Here is a 16,071-nt window from a genome sequence, read left to right on the forward strand (position 1 = left end):
CCCGGCTTCAGCTCCGGCGGTCCGGGTCCCGCTGCTCCCGGCCTTCCCGGTCCCGGCGCTCGCGGTCGTGGCGTTCGCGCAGGTCGCGGCCCCGCCGGATGTCCTCTTCCTCCCGGACCTGCAATTTGTCGCTCTGCTTGGTGTCGCGCGGCGGCAACTGGATGGTCTCCTCGGCCTCGATGCCGGCCTGGAGTTGGCGGCCGCGTTCCATCTCGGCGTCGAACTCGGCGCCGAAGAGCAGGGACATGTTCAGGATCCAGAGCCACAGCAGCATCACAATGACGCCGCCGATCGCGCCGTAGGTCTTGTTGTAGCTACCGAAATTGGCCACGTAGAACCCGAAGCCCAGGGAAGCGAGCACGAAAATCATCAGGGCGATAAAGGAGCCAAGGCTCATCCAGCGGAATTTGGGCTGCTTTACGTTGGGTGTGGCGTAGTAGAGGATGGCGATGACCGCGATGACCAGCAGTACCACCACCGGCCATTTGAGGATGTTCCAGGCAGTCAGGAAGACCCCGCCCAGACCGATCGCATTTCCGACTGCCTCGGCGACGGGGCCGCTGAGCACCAGCATGGCCGCCGTCAGCGCCACAATGATCACGGTGGTGAGGGTGACTGCCAGCATGGCACCCCGGAGCTTGATGAAGGGGCGGCCTTCGTCCACTTCGTAAATGCGGTTCATCGCCCGGCCGAACGCTCCGACGTAGCCGGAGGCGGACCAGAGTGCAGTCAGAATGCCGAGAATCAGGGTGAAGCCGGCGGTGGACGAGCTGGCCAGCTCCTGGATGGGCTGTTTGATGACGTCCAGCGCGGCACCGGGGGCTATACCCTGGACGATCTCCAACATTGCCGCGGTGGTCTTCTCCGCCTGGCCAAAGATGCCGAGCAGCGAAACGAGGGCCAGGAGCGCCGGGAACAAGGACAGGACGCCGTAATAGGTCAGGGCGGCTGCAAGGTCCGCGCACTGGTCCTTGGTGAATTCCCGGAAAGTCTTCTTGGCGATGTACTTCCAGGAGGGCTTGGAGACGTCGGTGGGGCTGTCCGGTTTGCGGGAATCATCCGGGGCCGGTGCCGTCCGTGCCTTAGCCGTGCTGCTTTCATCGGTTTCAGCGTCGGCGTTGGCGCTGGCTGCGTTGGCGGGGTTCTTAGCCATGGGAAATTTCCTCACATCTGCCGGTCAGGCCCGCCCCGCGGAACAGCGGGGCGGGCCTGACGCGTATCGGCGTAGTTACGCCTGCTGGACGTTGTCCTTGGCGTCCGCGGCGCGGTACTTCACGTCGTCGACGGCGGTCTGGCCTTCGGCCTTGACGTGGTCTGTAGCTTCCGCGGCAGTGGCCTTGACGTTTTCCATGGCGTCCTGCGCGGGTGCCTTCAGGCCTTCGGCGATGTCCTTGGCGGTTTCGGTCAGTTCGGTGGTGAGCGGCTCGGCCTTTACCTTGAGCGCCTCGGCGGCTTCACGTTCCTTCTCGCTGGCGGGGATCAGCGACGACAACAACATGCCGGCGCCGAACGCGATCAGCCCGGCGGCCAGCGGGTTGCCCTGGGTCCTGGCCTTGACCTGGTGCGGCGCGTCGCCGATCGCCGCGCCTGCATCGGAGAGGTGCGCGCCCGCGCTGCCGGTGCCTGCGTGGGCCGCTGAATGGACCCGGTCGGTGGTGTGCTCAGCTGCTCCCATGACTTTCTCCTTCACGCCGAACACGGCGTCCTTAACTTTGTCCGTCTGCCGCTGGACTATGTGCGACGGGGTGACCTTGTCCGCCACGGCGTCGACGTTGGTGCCGAGCCGTGCACGGGTTGCTTCGATGTCGGCGCGGATGGCGTCCGGGTTTTCAGTCATCGTCTGTACCTTGCTCTAGTGGCTGGGTTTGAGGGTGGGCGGTATTTCCTGAAGCGTCTCCGCGGTCTGGGGCATGCCCTTGATCGCGTTGAGCTGCTTCCGGCCGACGGCGGCAAGGACTGCGGCGATGACGCCCCAGATCACCGCGAGGACGACGGCGGACCAGCCCAGCCCCATCACCGTTCCCAGCGCCCACCAGAGCGCCAGGGACAGGAACAGGAGCACGAAGTGGCCGGCCACGCCGGCGCCGGCCAGCATCCCGCTGCCCTTCCCCGCACGGGTGGCCGACTGCTTCAGCTCTGCTTTGGCGAGTTCCACCTCCTGGCGCATCAGTGTGGAGATGTCCCGGGTCACGTCTCCGAGCAGGTCACCAAGGGATGTCGTCTCCGCCTTCACATGCGCGGCCGAGGCGGGTGGTTCCGGAAATTGGTGACTCATCGCTGACCACCACGGAGGGGATCGTCACGGTATGGGTCGTCGTCCGCGAGGTCCGTGGCCGGCGGGTATTCCGGGACTCGGTCGCCGGCGAGGGGATCATCCGCCCACTGGTCCTGCGGCGTTCCTTCGTCCGCCAGCGGGTTGGGCGGATAGGTGTCCGCCTGGTAGTTGGCGTCGGCAGCGTAGCTGGTGTCCGCCTCATCCCTGTACGCGCCTGTACCGGCATAAGTTCCGGCACCCGCTCCCGCGCCGGCCAGGCCCGCCGTGGTGACGTTCGGAGCCGGCATCTGTACCGGCGGCGGCGGAACCGCCATGCCCGTATCGGGAACATAGGAACCGGGGGCGCCGGTACCGGGCACGCTGGATATCGGCGCCCGTGCGGCATGTCCGCCCGCAACACCGCCGGCGGAGCTCGGGGCACCCTCGCTGAGGCTGCGGGTCAGCCGGCCCGCCAGGATTCCCGCGCCGGCGGCCAGCAGCAGGAACGTGCCCGGGCGCTGCCGTGCGAAAGTCTTCACCTCGTTGAGCAGCGAGCCGGGATCCCTGCCTTCCAGCCACGATGCCACGGAGGCGGATCGGTCGGCTGCCTGACGGATCAGGTCGGTAGCCACGCCGGGCTGCTCGGACGCGTCAGCCATGGTGCGCAGTTCGCCGGAAATGGAATGCAGGCCGTGGGCAACTTTCTGCTGCTGCGCCCCGGCCTGGTCGGTGAGGTCCTGCTTGGCCTGGTAGAGCAGGTCCTTGGCATTGGCTTTAACCTCGCCTGCCACATTGGCGGCCTCGGCCTTGGCGGTTTCGGCCACGTGCTGGGCGGAGTCTGTCGCCTGGTGGGCAACATCTCCGGCCTCCTGCCTGGCGGCCTCCGACTTCGACGTTGTGCCTTGGGGAGTTGTGCCTTGAGGGGCCGGGTAGCCGGCATTTGTTTCCGGCGCATATGTGTCCGGCGCTGCCGGGACGGACGTTTGCTGTGCGACCCCAGGTGTGCCGTAGCTCCCGTCCTGCGGCCATTGGTTCTCCGTCATCTTCGCGCTCTCTTTCAAAAAGGTCGGCTGCTGATCAAGAACCAGTAATTACTGGCCTTAAAATAGTAAGCATGATTACTATAAATAGTAAGTACCCTTTCTGTACTACTTTTTGAGGCCGCGAAGTTTGCGGGTCGGGTACTTACTGGCCGGGCCTGTTCCGTGGATTCAGGGCAGGGGAACCTGCTGTCCCGCGCCCGGTTCCCAGCCCTTCGAGCACTTCGCGCACGGCGTCCAGGGATGAAGTGCGCGGCTCCCAGCCGAGCACTTCGCGGGCGCGTCCGGTAGCCATGATCGGAGCGCCTTCAGCCATGGCAATCCAGCCCGCGTCCGTTGGTTGCAGGCGGAGCCTCCAGCTCAGATCCACAGCCGCGCGGAGGAGGCCCACGGGAATCGGAAGCCAGCGCCGCGCGTGGAACAGCCTGGCCAGTTCCGGCGGAGTGATCACCGGTTCGGCGGCGACGTTGAACGCGCCGGCGGCACGCCGGTCCAGGACCCTCCAGTACGCGTCGGCGGCATCGTCCGCATGCACGGCCTGGAAGGCCAGTTCCGCCGGGAACGGCAGGAGGGGGAGCCTGATTTTGCCCGGCAGCAGCCTGGGGATCAGCGGCCCCAGGAAATACCTGCCGATCTCGCTCCCGGCCTCACCCTGGAAAATCAGCGCTGTGCGCAGCCGCGCGACTGCGGTGGCCGGGTTTTCCGCTTCGAACCGGTCCAGGAGGGCTTCCTGTTCAGCCTTGTGCCTGCTGTAGTGGGATTCGCGGATGCCGGTGGCCGGCCAGTCCTCGGTCCTCCGGGGTTCCTTGGCTGAGCTGCTGTAGGCACCCACCGAGGAGGCGCACACCACGTGACCCACACCGGCCTCCCTTGCGGCTCGGAGGACATTCGCGGTTCCCGTGACGTTGGTGCGGTGAAGTGCCGCAATGTCGTGGTTCGGCTGGAGAATCCACGCGAGGTGCACCACGGCATCCACTCCGGCGAGCGCAGCGCGCAGCCGCCCGTCGTCGTCGGTAATGTCCACTGCGTGCCATTCGACGCCGCCATAAGGCGCGGCCGACTGGTCCGGCAGGCGCCTGCTGATTCCCACGAGTTCAAGCGCGTCCGGCTGCTCCGTCCGCTGTTGCTGGAGGCGCCGCAGCACGGCTGTGCCCACATTTCCGCTCGCGCCAACGATTGCTACCCGCATGCCGGGCCACCCTTCCTAGAGCCTCCAAGAGGCAGGAAGTCACCGGCATACCCTCTGGCCGATGGCGTGCCCGAGCCTCCTGGTTCCGGTTTAGCGCCAGTGGCCGTTGGTTGACAAGCAAGCTAACGGTCTCCTGTCACCTGCGGGCCGGCTGCGGGTGCCGGTCAACTAGGGTTGAGGCATGAGCAATACGGTGGCTGGCTAAGTGGCGCGTAAGGGCCGGGCGGCCGGCAGGAACGCTGAACGTTCGACGCCGGGAGTGGTGGAAGTGCCGAAGGGAACCCGCCCTGACGGGCCGGTTGAGGGCGTTTACTACATCGACACCGGGGACTGCGAGCTGATCGCGGACCAGGACAATTCGAATGGCTGGCTCCTGCGCATCAACGGCGTGATGAGCTCGCACATCGACCTGGCGGACCCGCTCTTCCTGGACTTCGAGTACATGCGGTGGATGTCCGCGCTGGTGGAATCGCGGTGGCCGCGGGAGGCCAGGCCCAAGCTGCGCGCCCTGCACCTTGGCGGCGGAGCATGCTCGCTGGCCCGCTATTTCCACACCGCCTACCCGGAGGCGCGCCAGGTGGTGGTGGAACTGGACGGCAAGCTCGCCGAGTACGTCCGCGGCTGGTTCGATCTGCCCAAGGCGCCGCTGCTGCGGTTGCGCGTGGGGGAAGCGCGCGAGGTCACCGAGTCCCTGACCCCGCAGACCCGCGACCTGATCATCCGCGACGTGTTTGCCGGCGCACTGACGCCCCGGCCGCTGACCACCGCGGAATTCAATGAGCATGCCAGGCGCGTGCTGGCACCCGGCGGCATCTATGTGGTGAACTCCGGCGATGCCCCGGACCTGAAAAATGCCCGCGAGGACGCCGCCGGCATCGCGGCCACGTTCGAACACACACTGATCATCGCCGACCCCGCGATGCTCAAGGGCCGGCGCTACGGCAACATGGTGATGGCCGGCAGCGACCAGCCGTTCGACGACGATCCCCGGCTGGCCCGCAGGCTCCTGGGCGGCGGTGTCCCCGCCCATATCTGGGATGACGCCAAGGTGCGCGCCTTTGCTGCGGGCGCGCCCGTCCGCCATGACCCGGCGCCACCGGATTCCGCTTCCGGGGACCAGCCAGCCCGCCCTGACCCGCAATAATTGCGCAAGGCCGCCGCAACAAAAGTGCCGGCAGGAACAAAGTTGCCTCAAGAATGTGCCTTCGGGGCCACTTTTGTCCCTGTGGGCCCCGCGCCGGCTGTAAGTTTATGGAAGCTCTCCGCTTTCCCCCAAGACCGGAGGGCAAAGAGGCCCCCGCGCTTGAGTCCCCAGGACTCGCGCGGGGGTTTCTTCACTCTGGCCGGACTCCACCGCCGGGAAGTTCGGCGCCGGACAAAATATCCGTGGCAATGGTGCGAACCCTGGTGTCAGTGACACGTGCCGCCAGGTGCAGGAGCTCCATCGCCTGATCCCTGCTGCAGCGGTTCTGGACCATGATCAGCGAAACGGCTGCGTCGATGACCGCCCTCGATTTGAGGGCAGACCGGAGGTGCTCGGGATAGTTCTCCGGCGGATGGAGGCGCAATGCCAGGCGGAGGATCCGGGAAATGGAGTCCGCGTGCTCCTCGACGGAGGCGATGGTGGCGGCGTCGAACGCGTTGACATCATGGGCGTAACAGTTCAGGGCCGCGGCCGCCCCGTGGTCGGTTCCGATGGGAACGGCCAGGACGGAGCGGATCGCTTCTCCCGATACGGCCGCCGCGTAGCGGTACCACCGGCTGTCCCTTCCCAGGTCCTGGACAAGCACGGTGTGCTGCTGCCGGAGGGCCGTCAGGCACGGGCCGTCGTCGAAGTCGTACTGCTTCTCGTCCATCCGCCGCGCATCCTCGCCGCTGCTGGCCACGGTAGCCGGAGTGCCGTTCCGCTCAACGGTGATGGCGCACAGCATCGGGTCGCGCCCGCCCAGGCGGGAGGCAGTGATGGTGGTCAGCCCCAGAAGGAACTCCGTGAAACCCGGGCTTTCCAGCAACAGGTCCTGCAATTGTTCGGGGGGCGGGGCGCTGCCGGTGCCGGGATCCATGACCGCCTCGATCCTTCAATGCCCGGTCCCATGGAACGGGGCGGGGGACCGCGGACTATCGATCGTCCGCAGCCGTGATGGTGGACGCACACAGATTCGACGCGCTCACACCAGCGAAGGGTCTCCGACATCTCCTACCTCTGACACTACGCCGTATGGCCGTCCGAATATATACCGCCCGGCCGCTGAACGTCAGCCCCGGCCCAGGAGGGCCTCTCGGTGCTCCACGGTCTGGTCGCGAAGTGCCTGCACCACCGCCGCAACGGCCGGCCTCCGCATGGAGTCCGGACGCAGGACCATCCAGTAGGGGAGCCGCTCGGAGAATGCGTCCGGAAGCAGCCGGACCAGGTCCTGGTGCAGATCTGCCATGAAGCACGGCAGGAAGCCGATGCCTGCGCCGGCGCGCGTCGCCTCCACGTGGACAAACACGTTGGTGGAACTCAGGCCGTCCTTCATGGCGGGGACAAGCCGGCGCGGGGCATCGAGGTCATCCACCTGGAGCATGGAATCCACGAAATACACCAGCGGATGTTCCGTCAGTTCCTCCACCGTGGCAGGGGTCCCGTTTTCGGCCAGATAGTCCTGGGATGCATACATGCCCAGCACGTATTCGCCCAATTTGAAGGCCTCGGCGCGGTGCACCTGGGGCTCGCCCACCACCACCTCGATGTCCAGGCCGGACCGCTGCTGCAGGGCCCGCCGTGTGACGGTCACGATCTCCACGCTGAGTCCGGGATGCTTGCGCCGCAGCCGTGCGACGGCGGGCGCGGCGACGTAGGCGCTGAAGCCGTCCGTGGCTGTCATGCGGACCACGCCCGTGATGGGATCCGGTGCCCGGCCCGGCTGGCCGAGGCGGCGCACTGCATTTTCCACCTGCTCGGCCACCAGCACGGCCTCCGCCCCGAGTTCCGTCAGCTCCCAGCCGCCGGCCGCCCGGGAGAGGACGCGTCCGCCCAGGGTCTTCTCCAGGGCAGCTATCCGGCGCGACACCGTGGTGTGGTTCAGGCCGAGGGCCTGCGCCGCCGTCGTGAATTTGGCTGACCGCGAGACAGCCAGCAGGACCAGCAGGTCATCGGGATTAGTATCCATATCTGCAATTTTGCACACAAGGGGTGCCCGTTTGGCCATTGAAACTCAAAGTTTGTGCGGCAATACTCATTTGAGCCCCATTCAGTGCTGTGGATCACAGCACGTGTCGACGTGGACACTAAGGAGAACCAAGATGAGCGTAGAACAACGCTCGGCAACACCCGCCGCTTCCGCCCCAAAGGGCGCCGGCCTCAAGAAAATCGTCGCCGCCTCCATGGTTGGCACCGTAGTGGAATGGTACGAATTCTTCCTCTACGCCACCGCTGCAACCCTGGTGTTCGGAAAGTACTTCTTCCCCGCCACCGGCAATGAGCTGGACGGCATCATCCAGGCCTTCATCACCTACGCCGTGGGCTTCGTGGCCCGCCCGCTCGGCGGTATCGTCTTCGGCCAGATCGGCGACAAGCTCGGCCGCAAGCCCACGCTGCAGCTCACCATCGTGATCATCGGCGTGTCCACCTTCCTGATGGGCTGCCTGCCCGGCTTCGCCGACATCGGCTACCTCGCACCGGCACTGCTGGTGTTCCTGCGCTTCATCCAGGGATTCGCGCTGGGCGGTGAATGGGGCGGCGCCGTGCTGCTTGTCGCGGAACACAGCCCCAACAAGTCCCGCGGCTTCTGGTCCAGCTGGCCCCAGTCCGCGGTCCCGGTGGGCAACCTGCTGGCCACCCTGGTCCTGTTCATCATGTCCAACGTCCTGAGCAGCGCCGACTTCCTCAGCTGGGGCTGGCGCGTGGCATTCTGGCTCTCCGCCGTGATCGTATTCGTCGGTTACTACATCCGCACCAACGTCTCCGAGTCGCCCATCTTCCTGGAAGCGAAGGCGCAGCTGGAGCAGGAGCAGGCCGTCAGTTACGGCGTCTTCGAGGTCATCCGCAAGTACCCCAAGGGCATCCTGCAGGCCATGGGCCTCCGGTTCGCCGAAAACATCATGTACTACCTCGTAGTCAGCTTCGCGATCGTTTACCTCAAAAGCGTCCACAAGTACGACACGTCCTCGCTCCTGCTGGCGCTGCTGATCGCCCACGTCATCCACTTCCTGGTCATTCCGCAGGTGGGGCGGCTGGTGGACAGCTGGGGCCGGAAGCCCGTGTACCTCATCGGCGCCGTCACCGGTGCAACCTGGCCATTCTTCGCCTTCCCCATGTTCGATACGAAGAACGCCGTGGTCATCGTCCTCGCAGTGACCATTGGCCTGTGCCTGCACGCGTTTATGTACGCCGGCCAGCCGGCCATCATGGCTGAGCTCTTCCCCACCAGGATGCGCTACGCCGGTGTGTCGCTGGGCTCGCAGGTCACCTCGATCTTCGCCGGCTCGCTGGCGCCGCTCCTGGCCACCCAGTGGCTCAAGGACACCGGATCATGGATGCCCACCGCTATCTACCTGGTAGTGGCGTGTGCCATCACCACGGTGGCAGTGTTGAGCCTCAAGGAAACCAAGGGCATCGCCCTCGAGGACGTGGACCGGGCCGATGCCGAGCGCGAAGGCCTGGTGGGCGCGGGCGTCCGCTAAACCAACCGGCTCCCGGCTGAGGGCACTGGACTGATTCTTGCTGGACTATCGAATTTCTGGAATGTAGGGCTGGAATTATGGAAAACTCTCTGAACGGCCGCAAGGCCCTCGTCACGGGCGGCGCCAGCGGGATCGGCGCTGCGAGCGTCCGTGCATTGGCGGCACGGGGCGCGAAGGTGGTGGTGGCGGATATCGACGAAGCCGGCGCCACCGCCCTGGCCGATGAAGTCGGCGGCACCGCCTGGGCCGTGGACCTGCTGGACGTCGAGGCATTGGGAACCCTCAGCCTGGACTGCGACATCCTGGTCAACAACGCCGGGATCCAGCGCATCAGCCCCATCCAGGACTTCGACCCCGCCGACTTCAGGCGCATCCTCACCCTGATGCTCGAGGCCCCGTTCCTGCTGGTCCGGGCGGCATTGCCCCACATGTATGCCAACGGGTTCGGCCGCATCATCAACCTGTCCTCGGTGCACGGAATCCGTGCCTCCCCGTTCAAAAGCGCGTATGTTTCCGCCAAGCACGGCCTGGAAGGGCTGAGCAAGGTGACGGCGCTTGAGGGCGGGGAGCACGGGGTCACGTCCAACTGCATCAACCCCGGCTACGTCCGCACACCGCTGGTCGAGGCGCAGATTGCAGACCAGGCCAGGGTCCACGGCATCCCCGAGTCCGAGGTCCTGGCCCAGATCATGCTCACCGAGTCCGCCATCAAGCGGCTGGTGGAGCCGGGGGAAGTCGCCTCGCTGGTCGCCTGGCTCGCCTCGAACGACGCCGGCATGGTCACCGGCGCCAGCTACACCATGGACGGCGGCTGGTCGGCGCGCTGACCGGAGCTCGCGGGAGAAGGTCGGAGAGGACCACATTCCCGTCGTTCAGGGCGACACTGACCGAGGCAGTGGCGGGCGGCCCGGGCCCCCGTCCGCGCCCGCTAAGCTAATGACACGTTCGGCCGCCAAAGGGGGATTCATGCGTCGCCGCATCACGTTCACTGTCATTGCCGCGGTCTGTATCGGACCGGCCGCCGCCTGCGCAGCACCCGCAAATCTTCAACTGAGTCCTGCGGAAACCACGGTGGAGTACAGTTTCCGCGACAGTTCCGTCCCGCCTCGGTACCACCGCAGCTACGTCATCAAGGCATCGGCGACGGAAGCCAGTATCACCGTGGATTCCTACGGCGACGTGCTGCGACAGGAAACAGCCGCAATGCCTGCCGAAACATGGGCAAAGGTCATTGACTTGGCGGGCACCCTGCCTGGGCGTTCCCAGGATATTGCCGCACCAAAGCCAGGCTGCACGGGCGGCTCCGCCTCAAAGGTCATTGTCCTGGACGGCGGCCAGGCGCAGTACTCGAAATCAGCCGAGAACTGCGGTGGCCGATCCGACGCGCCATTGACGGACACGGCGGCCCCCCTTGAAGGGCTGTTCGACATGAACGACCTGCTGAAAACCGGCGGCTGAAGCAGGGCACCCCCTTGAATCGGGGATGGGCGCGTCCCGAGTCAGTTCTTGGTGCCCGTCAAAGCGAGGGTGCCGCCCAGGGCGATCATCATGGCGCCGCCGGTTGTGCTCAGCGTCGAGATGCGCCTGGGGGAGCGGGCGAACCACTGGCGGGCTGTGCCTGCCACGAGGGCCCAGATGCTGTCGGAGACCAGGGCGATCAGCAGGAAAACGGCCCCCAGGATGGCCAGCTGCAGCGGGATGGCACCGGAGGTGTATTCCACGAACTGCGGCAGCACGGCCACGAAAAACACCAGTGACTTCGGGTTGGTGGCACCCACAATGAAGCCTTCCCGGAGAACCCGGAAAGTGGAGGCGGAACGCGAAGGATCGGCCGCCGTCGTGCTTCTCCCTCGGTGCCTGATGGCCTGGATGCCGAGGAACACAAGGTACGCGGCGCCGGCGAACTTTACGATCGTGAAGAGCAGCACGGACTGCGCCAGCGCAACCCCGACGCCGAGCGCCACCGCAACGATCTGGGGAATCATTCCGAGCGCGTTTCCCAGGACGCTCAGCAGGCCGCCCTTGCGGCCCAGGGCCAGGCTGCGCCCGATCACAAACAGCACGCTGGGCCCGGGAACGGCGATCAGAACGGCCGCGGCCAGGGCAAACGTCAGCAGATTGCTCAGTGGAACCATGCCTGATTCTAGCGCCGCCGGTCCGTCGGATCGGATGCTAGTCCGGCCGCCTCACTTGGCGGTAGTCGTAGTAGACGAACTCGGGAACCAGGTCGGGGTGGGCGTCGGCCGCCGTCCGCAGGCCAAGCGACGTACCGCGGATCACGGCCACCACGCCGAGCCGGCGGCCGTTGAAGGGGTCATCGCCGAGGACAACGTCCCCGATCTTGAACGGCACCGAGGCCGTGCGCACCTTCTCGGCCGCGTCGTTGAGCCAGCAGATCAGGCGGCGCCTGTCGCGGGGGAGGGCGGGCCGGGAAACTCGAAGATCCTTCATCGAAACCACTCCTTTGCAGTGCCTGGACCAGCAGGACTCGCAGGCGGTCCGGATTTTGCGGCAAGGCGTTCAAATCGTCCGGTCTGCGCCTGCTGACCACCGTAAAAGCCAAACCCCACGCGTCGCACGCGTAACTCCTACCCCTTCTGTACCGTACGACACTCGAAATTTTTGCCCGACTACTTGGCCCGTTTCGTGACGGCAGGGCAGGTGGCAACCGGGCAGCGGCCTGAGTGACTGCCCGCAAAGACAGGTAGGGCGCACGCGTGCGGGCACGCCGCAGCGGCCCTAGGCTCGGGGACTACGGCCCGCGACGTCGTGAGGGGCGGCTGTGCGAAAAAATTCATCCGGCAGGCAGATTCCCGGGCAGGTGGGAGTTGCTGCTGCCACCGTTGCCATGGTGGCCGTTGTGGTGGGCCTGGCCCAGATCCCCGGCGGAGCCGGGACGGCGGCGGGCGGTGCAGCTCAACTCACCCCGCCCGCAGCTCGAGCGACAACTGCTGAGGCGCCAGCTGGTCAGTCGCCGGTTGCTGCCGCGCCGGGCTCCCCGGCGCCTTCCAATGCTCAGGAGTCGAACGGTGAGGCGCCGCAGGGCCAGGTGTCGGGCTCCCCGGCGCCGGCTACGGCGGACCCCGCGGCGACCGCTCCGGATCCGGCCGCCACCCCGACGGCGGGCCAACCGCCGGGCGGCCAGCCGCCGTCGTCCGTTGCCGCACCGCCCGTTGCACCGCCGTCGTCCGGGCAGCCGCCCGCGGGCGAACCGGCCGGCGCCGCCCCCGACGCCCGGGCAGTCCAGCGCGTGACGGACAGCTGCAGCCGCCGCCTGCAGAGCGACGCGGCCAATTCCGGGATCGTCAGCGGACCTGTTGTACCGCGGCCCTACTCGCTGGTTTCCGTGGAGTATGCCGGAACCCCGCACCGGTCAACGGCGGGTCCCGGCCTGGAGTCCTACGACGTCGAACTCTCCGTCACCACACAGCCCGCGGACGGCCCGGCCCAGACTGACCGGCGGGTGTGCCGTGTGTATGACTACGATTCGCACGTCGACTGGCTTCCGTCGGGGTGACCCATCAGGTGTTGCGGCCCGGCGCGTGTCAGCGGCGGGCTTCCACCACGGGGATCGACGCCGTCTCATCCACCAGTTCCGCGCGGGAACGGCCGTGGCCGCGGACCCACAGCCGGTATGCCAGCACGAGCACTCCAAGCCACACGGCGCCCACGTAGAGTGCAACCCGGGAGTCTTCAAAGGCGCCCAGGATGACGATCACCATGGCCATGAACGCGATGGTCAGGATGGATGCCGCCGGCCACCAGGGCGACGGGAATTCCGACGCCGGCAGGCCCTTACGTGCAATCTCCCGCTTCATTGCCACATGGGACGCCAGGATCATGACCCACACCCAGACGGTGGCGAAGGTGGCGATCGAGGCGATCAGCAGGAACACGTCCTTTGGCATCACTGCATTCAGGACCACGCCCACCAACAGGACGACTGCCATCATCACTACGGTCATCCACGGGACTCCGTGGCGGGAGACCTTGCCGAAGCTGGCGGGGGCGTGGCCCTGCCGGGCCAGCCCGAAGAGGATGCGTCCGGCACCGAAGATGTCGCTGTTGATGGCGGACAGGGCCGCGGTAATCACCACTGCGTTGAGGATGTGCGGGGCGGCCGGAATGCCGAGGCCGCTGAAGATCTGGACGAACGGGCTGCCGTTGGTGCCGACTTCGTTCCACGGGAACAGGCTCATCAGTACGGCCAGGGTCAGAACGTAAAACAGCAGCACGCGCACGGGCACGGTGTTGACTGCCTTGGGAATGACCTTCTTGGGATCGGCCGCTTCGCCGGCAGTGACGCCGATGGTCTCTATCCCGCCAAAGGCGAACATCACGACGGCGAACGACGCCAGGAGTCCTTCGAAGCCGTTGGGGAACATGCCCCCGTGCTCCACGAGGTTGCCGATACCGGGGGCCACCGTTGTACCGCCTGCCTGGAAGCCGAAGATGATGATGGCGGCGCCGCCGGCGATCATGGCGATGATGGCCACCACCTTGATCAGCGAGAACCAGAACTCCAGCTCGCCGAAGACCTTGACGCTGAGCAGGTTCAGGGCCGCCAGGAAGAAGATGATGGCCAGGACCCAGATCCACCGCTCCACTTCCGGGAACCAGAACCCCATATAGATGCTGAAGGCGGTGACGTCGGCGATGGCGACGATCGCCATCTCGAAGACATACGTCCAGCCGGTCACGAAGCCGGCAAGCGGGCCGAGGTAGCGGCTGGCGTACTGGCCAAAGGAACCGGAAACGGGGTGCCGTACGGCCATCTCGCCGAGTGCCCGCATCACCATGAACACGGCCGCGCCGCCGATCATGTACGCGAGGAGTACCGCCGGGCCGGCCTTCTGGATGGCGGAGGCCGATCCATAGAACAGCCCCGTGCCGATGGCCGAGCCGAGCGCCATGAAGCGGATGTGCCGGACATTGAGTCCGCGGTTCAGGACGGTGTCGACGGCGGCGCCCGCGGCGGCGCGGACCGTGCCGCCGGCGCTGGTGCTGTTTTCGGGCGCCACCGTTTTGGCTTCTGTCTGGGCTTGTTGCATGCGAATACCTTCTCGTCATTGGGAGGGGGATCGCTATCCAGCAGACCATGTTCGGGGCGGCTGTGATCAGACTCACGGGCTCTTGGTGTCTTTCATTCCAGACTGTTCGGTTCCGGAGTCCTTGCGCGAACGGACAGTTGCGGCCCCGGCGTCGGGGCGATAAATGGCGATCAATAATGTCGGTGCCTCCTGGGATGCTGTGGGTATGGAAAGCAGAGCCGTGGTGGGGGCGTTGGAAGCCGTGGAGGCTTCTGTCGCGGCGCTGGCTGGTGGGCTCCGCAGCGGTTCTGATGGTCCGGGCCCGGAGGGGGCTGATCCTGCGCGGGACCAGGCGGATGCGTGTTTGGACGGGCTGGCCCGGCTCGCTCGGGTGGAAGCCGGAATGGCTGCCCTGAAGGTGCGTCTGGCCGCCGGGTACGCCGATGCCGCCGCGGCGATGGCGGCGCCTGCTGTGTCCCCGCAGGAACGGACCGCCCAGGACATGGCCATGACCGCCGAAGTCGCGTGTGTCCTGACGGTCAGCGAACGCAGTGCCGGTGCCTTCCTGGCCGAAGCGCACACACTGATCACTACCCTGCCGCTGACGTTGTCCGCGCTGCAGGCCGGGGACATCACGTGGCAGCATGCCCGGGTGATGGTCGACGAGACCATGAACCTCGACAAGGCAGGGGCTGCGGCTTTGGAGGCGCATTTCCTGGATCCGGCCGCACCCACTCCGGCGCGCGGCTGCCAGGCAGGGGACCTCGTCCCCGGACGGTTCCGGGCGAAGGCCCGTACCTGGCGGGAACGGCACCACCCGGTCAGTATCGAAAAACGCCACGCCCGCAGCGCTGCCGACCGGCGGGTGGAGTTCACCCCGGACCGCGATGGCATGGCCTGGCTTTCCGCCTATCTGCCCGCCGGCCAGGCCGCCGGGATCTGGAACCGTGCCACCGCCGCCGCAAGGGCCCTCCAAGGCGCGGACGAGGCCAGGACCCTTACCCAGCTCCGCGCCGACATCACCGCGACCTGGCTCCTCACTGCAGGCCGTGAACGAACCCCGGCGGGCACCGCGAATGGTGTTGCCGGCGGCGGCGTGGACCGGGACGGTCTTGTGCCGTTGAGTGGGATTCCCGCACCGGCAGCGCAGGTCCTCATTACCGTTCCGGTGTTCTCGCTGCTGGGTCTGACCGAGGAACCGGCCATGTTGGACGGGTACGGGCCGGTGCCGCCGTCCGTGGGCCGTGCCCTGGTGGCCGACGGTGCGTCGTCGTTCCTGCGGGTGCTGATTGACCCGCGGGATGGTGTTCCGCTGGAGATCGGCAGGACAAGCTACCGTATTCCCAAAACACTGCGGCAATGGTTGCGTCTCAGGGACGGGAAATGCCCGTTCCCCGGCTGTAACAACCAGTCCCTGGACAACGACGCCGACCACCTCCTCGCCTGGGCCTGCGGCGGGACCACCGGGATCAGCAACCTCGGCCAACCGTGCCCCAAGCACCACCGGCTCAGACACGCCACCGCATGGACACCAACCGGCGCCAACGCCCATGAACCGCCCGGCTGGACCTCTCCTACCGGACGCCGCTATCCCAGCGAACAACCCGACTGGGAACCGCCACGGTGGCCAGCCGCGCTCCTGGCCATGGCCAATAGCTTTGACACTGCGAGTCCCGAAGACTCGCCGCCTAACCGGGATCGAGGCCGTGACTTGGCAGTTCTCGAAAATCTGCTGCCCGACGACCCATTGCCGGAGTGGGACTTGCCACGCCAACCCCACGACGACGCAGTGCCCGAAGACCCATTTGCTGACCTATGGCTCTTGCTGACCGCCGAGGCCCGCGAGGACTCCCAGGATTGCGCCGCGCCCGCACGGGCAGCGGCGTGACGGAG

General features: G+C 66.6%; 16 protein-coding genes. 6 read left to right on the top strand and 10 right to left on the bottom strand.

Annotated elements, in window-relative coordinates; all coding sequences use genetic code 11:
- Positions 1–7 precede the first annotated feature (7 nt).
- The 5 genes from AC1DRE_RS06910 to AC1DRE_RS06930 all read right to left on the bottom strand — a co-directional run bounded on the left by AC1DRE_RS06910 (position 8) and on the right by AC1DRE_RS06930 (position 4,483).
- Positions 8–1,153 carry a YihY/virulence factor BrkB family protein gene (locus tag AC1DRE_RS06910; RefSeq protein ID WP_476983931.1) on the bottom strand — a complete coding sequence of 382 codons (1,146 nt, stop codon included), beginning with the start codon at positions 1,151–1,153 and terminating at the stop codon, positions 8–10.
- A gap of 75 nt (positions 1,154–1,228) precedes the next feature.
- Positions 1,229–1,837 carry a DUF3618 domain-containing protein gene (locus AC1DRE_RS06915; protein ID WP_476983932.1) on the bottom strand — a complete coding sequence of 203 codons (609 nt, stop codon included), beginning with the start codon at positions 1,835–1,837 and terminating at the stop codon, positions 1,229–1,231.
- 15 nt (positions 1,838–1,852) lie between these two features.
- A complete protein-coding gene (locus tag AC1DRE_RS06920; RefSeq protein ID WP_476983933.1) occupies positions 1,853–2,275 on the bottom strand; it encodes a phage holin family protein in 423 nt (140 codons plus the stop codon).
- Positions 2,272–3,297 carry a hypothetical protein gene (locus AC1DRE_RS06925; protein ID WP_476983934.1) on the bottom strand — a complete coding sequence of 342 codons (1,026 nt, stop codon included), beginning with the start codon at positions 3,295–3,297 and terminating at the stop codon, positions 2,272–2,274. Before AC1DRE_RS06925 ends, AC1DRE_RS06920 begins: the two co-directional genes overlap by 4 nt.
- A gap of 142 nt (positions 3,298–3,439) precedes the next feature.
- On the bottom strand, positions 3,440–4,483 hold the full coding sequence (locus tag AC1DRE_RS06930) for an NAD-dependent epimerase/dehydratase family protein (protein WP_476983935.1): 1,044 nt from the start codon (positions 4,481–4,483) through the stop codon (positions 3,440–3,442).
- Positions 4,484–4,688: 205 nt separating this feature from the next.
- Between AC1DRE_RS06930 and AC1DRE_RS06935 the strand changes: the two genes are divergently transcribed.
- Entirely contained in the window at positions 4,689–5,627 is a 939-nt protein-coding gene (locus tag AC1DRE_RS06935) for a spermidine synthase (protein ID WP_476983936.1), read from the top strand.
- A gap of 190 nt (positions 5,628–5,817) precedes the next feature.
- On the opposite strand, the gene AC1DRE_RS06940 is transcribed toward AC1DRE_RS06935, so the two are convergent.
- Both AC1DRE_RS06940 and AC1DRE_RS06945 read right to left on the bottom strand, forming a co-directional pair.
- Positions 5,818–6,546 (bottom strand): GAF and ANTAR domain-containing protein, encoded by a 729-nt coding sequence (locus AC1DRE_RS06940; RefSeq protein WP_476983937.1) that lies wholly within the window; start codon positions 6,544–6,546, stop codon positions 5,818–5,820.
- A 192-nt stretch (positions 6,547–6,738) separates the two neighbouring features.
- Positions 6,739–7,635 carry a LysR family transcriptional regulator gene (locus AC1DRE_RS06945; protein WP_476983938.1) on the bottom strand — a complete coding sequence of 299 codons (897 nt, stop codon included), beginning with the start codon at positions 7,633–7,635 and terminating at the stop codon, positions 6,739–6,741.
- Positions 7,636–7,768: 133 nt separating this feature from the next.
- Here AC1DRE_RS06945 and AC1DRE_RS06950 point away from each other — a divergent pair, with 133 nt between their 5' ends.
- From AC1DRE_RS06950 to AC1DRE_RS06960, 3 genes are all read left to right on the top strand, one after another.
- Positions 7,769–9,148, top strand: a complete 1,380-nt coding sequence (locus AC1DRE_RS06950) for an MFS transporter (protein ID WP_476983939.1) — start codon at positions 7,769–7,771, stop codon at positions 9,146–9,148.
- Positions 9,149–9,225: 77 nt separating this feature from the next.
- Positions 9,226–9,975, top strand: coding sequence for a 3-hydroxybutyrate dehydrogenase (locus tag AC1DRE_RS06955; RefSeq protein ID WP_476983940.1), 750 nt, complete (start codon positions 9,226–9,228; stop codon positions 9,973–9,975).
- Between the two features lie 139 nt (positions 9,976–10,114).
- Positions 10,115–10,606, top strand: coding sequence for a hypothetical protein (locus AC1DRE_RS06960; RefSeq protein ID WP_476983941.1), 492 nt, complete (start codon positions 10,115–10,117; stop codon positions 10,604–10,606).
- 41 nt (positions 10,607–10,647) lie between these two features.
- Here AC1DRE_RS06960 and AC1DRE_RS06965 read toward each other — a convergent pair whose 3' ends face one another.
- Both AC1DRE_RS06965 and AC1DRE_RS06970 read right to left on the bottom strand, forming a co-directional pair.
- Positions 10,648–11,283 carry a LysE family translocator gene (locus AC1DRE_RS06965; protein WP_476983942.1) on the bottom strand — a complete coding sequence of 212 codons (636 nt, stop codon included), beginning with the start codon at positions 11,281–11,283 and terminating at the stop codon, positions 10,648–10,650.
- Between the two features lie 37 nt (positions 11,284–11,320).
- Positions 11,321–11,599, bottom strand: coding sequence for a hypothetical protein (locus AC1DRE_RS06970; protein WP_104173761.1), 279 nt, complete (start codon positions 11,597–11,599; stop codon positions 11,321–11,323).
- Positions 11,600–11,930: 331 nt separating this feature from the next.
- Between AC1DRE_RS06970 and AC1DRE_RS06975 the strand changes: the two genes are divergently transcribed.
- A complete protein-coding gene (locus tag AC1DRE_RS06975) occupies positions 11,931–12,665 on the top strand; it encodes a hypothetical protein (RefSeq protein ID WP_476983943.1) in 735 nt (244 codons plus the stop codon).
- A 28-nt stretch (positions 12,666–12,693) separates the two neighbouring features.
- Here AC1DRE_RS06975 and AC1DRE_RS06980 read toward each other — a convergent pair whose 3' ends face one another.
- Positions 12,694–14,199, bottom strand: a complete 1,506-nt coding sequence (locus tag AC1DRE_RS06980) for an amino acid permease (protein WP_476983944.1) — start codon at positions 14,197–14,199, stop codon at positions 12,694–12,696.
- A 205-nt stretch (positions 14,200–14,404) separates the two neighbouring features.
- Here AC1DRE_RS06980 and AC1DRE_RS06985 point away from each other — a divergent pair, with 205 nt between their 5' ends.
- Positions 14,405–16,066 (top strand): HNH endonuclease signature motif containing protein, encoded by a 1,662-nt coding sequence (locus tag AC1DRE_RS06985; protein WP_476983945.1) that lies wholly within the window; start codon positions 14,405–14,407, stop codon positions 16,064–16,066.
- Positions 16,067–16,071 lie beyond the last annotated feature (5 nt).

The sequence above is a fragment of the Arthrobacter sp. P4_H3 genome (assembly GCF_056400885.1).

Excerpts from the sequence above, each read along its gene's own strand:
- AC1DRE_RS06910 (WP_476983931.1), bottom strand. The coding sequence starts at position 1,153 with ATGGCTAAGAACCCCGCCAACGCAGCCAGCGCCAACGCCGACGCTGAA.
- AC1DRE_RS06915 (WP_476983932.1), bottom strand. The coding sequence starts at position 1,837 with ATGACTGAAAACCCGGACGCCATCCGCGCCGACATCGAAGCAACCCGT.
- AC1DRE_RS06920 (WP_476983933.1), bottom strand. The coding sequence starts at position 2,275 with ATGAGTCACCAATTTCCGGAACCACCCGCCTCGGCCGCGCATGTGAAG.
- AC1DRE_RS06925 (WP_476983934.1), bottom strand. The coding sequence starts at position 3,297 with ATGACGGAGAACCAATGGCCGCAGGACGGGAGCTACGGCACACCTGGG.
- AC1DRE_RS06930 (WP_476983935.1), bottom strand. The coding sequence starts at position 4,483 with ATGCGGGTAGCAATCGTTGGCGCGAGCGGAAATGTGGGCACAGCCGTG.
- AC1DRE_RS06940 (WP_476983937.1), bottom strand. The coding sequence starts at position 6,546 with ATGGATCCCGGCACCGGCAGCGCCCCGCCCCCCGAACAATTGCAGGAC.
- AC1DRE_RS06945 (WP_476983938.1), bottom strand. The coding sequence starts at position 7,635 with ATGGATACTAATCCCGATGACCTGCTGGTCCTGCTGGCTGTCTCGCGG.
- AC1DRE_RS06950 (WP_476983939.1), top strand. The coding sequence starts at position 7,769 with ATGAGCGTAGAACAACGCTCGGCAACACCCGCCGCTTCCGCCCCAAAG.
- AC1DRE_RS06955 (WP_476983940.1), top strand. The coding sequence starts at position 9,226 with ATGGAAAACTCTCTGAACGGCCGCAAGGCCCTCGTCACGGGCGGCGCC.
- AC1DRE_RS06960 (WP_476983941.1), top strand. The coding sequence starts at position 10,115 with ATGCGTCGCCGCATCACGTTCACTGTCATTGCCGCGGTCTGTATCGGA.
- AC1DRE_RS06965 (WP_476983942.1), bottom strand. The coding sequence starts at position 11,283 with ATGGTTCCACTGAGCAATCTGCTGACGTTTGCCCTGGCCGCGGCCGTT.
- AC1DRE_RS06970 (WP_104173761.1), bottom strand. The coding sequence starts at position 11,599 with ATGAAGGATCTTCGAGTTTCCCGGCCCGCCCTCCCCCGCGACAGGCGC.
- AC1DRE_RS06980 (WP_476983944.1), bottom strand. The coding sequence starts at position 14,199 with ATGCAACAAGCCCAGACAGAAGCCAAAACGGTGGCGCCCGAAAACAGC.
- AC1DRE_RS06985 (WP_476983945.1), top strand. The coding sequence starts at position 14,405 with ATGGAAAGCAGAGCCGTGGTGGGGGCGTTGGAAGCCGTGGAGGCTTCT.